General features: G+C 48.1%; 1 protein-coding gene. It reads right to left on the bottom strand.

The features are described from left to right. Positions 1–862: condensation domain-containing protein (locus QTN47_RS27945; RefSeq protein WP_369332765.1), on the bottom strand; the 862-nt coding region annotated here is incomplete at both ends.

Genomic DNA, 862 nt, shown 5'->3' with positions numbered 1-862 from the left:
GAACTGCTCTTGCCTTGCAGTATAGCCGGGACTCCATGGCTCAGGCTGGTTAACAGTTCTTCCAGGTCTTCCAATAATATTCTCCATGACACGCCGTCTACAACAAGATGGTGAATGATGATCAGCAACCTGTTGGCCGGTGCTGATGCAGGCATTTTAATCCATACCACCCTGACCAGTTCGCCCTTTTCTATGTCCAGGCTTCGCTGGTAATGGTTGGCACGTTCATCTATTGCTGAACCTAGTAAATCACCGGCTACGTCCTGCAGATCTTCGGTCTGTAGTTCTGCACCACCATCTCCATAAGTCTGTTGCCATTGACCTTGTTCATAACTATACCTAAAACGCAAAGCATCATGATGCCGCATCAATTGAGTTACCGCTGCCTGCAATGTAACTTCTGATATCGCTTTGTCGATGGTTAATAAAACACTTTGGTTAAAATGGGACAGGTTTACCTGCTGATGATCAAAATACCATTGTTGTATGGGCAACAGCCCGCAGACTCCTTCTAAATAACCCTGATCGCCGTATACAACCGCTGCAGCCTGATCCGCCAGGGCCTCAGCTATACCCGCTATGGTCTGGTGAATAAATATATCTTTCGGCTGTAATGTTAAGCCTGCTTTGCCTGCCCGGCTTACCAACTGTATGGTTAGTATCGAGTCTCCGCCCAGCTCAAAGAAATTATCATGGATGCTGATCTTTTCAATGCCCAGCAGTTCCTGCCAGATCGCTGCCAGTTGCTCTTCCGCTTCATTGCGCGGTGCTACATACTGACCGATCAACTGCAGCGTTCCGTCTGCTACAGGCAATGCCTTTTTATCCACCTTCCCATTCGGTGTCAGCGGCAAACTATCCA

It is taken from the genome of Danxiaibacter flavus (assembly GCF_041060425.1).
In the GTDB taxonomy this organism is placed as follows: domain Bacteria; phylum Bacteroidota; class Bacteroidia; order Chitinophagales; family Chitinophagaceae; genus Danxiaibacter; species Danxiaibacter flavus.
Note: the sequence above shows the minus strand (reverse complement) of the source record. Positions and strands in the feature narration are given on the sequence as shown.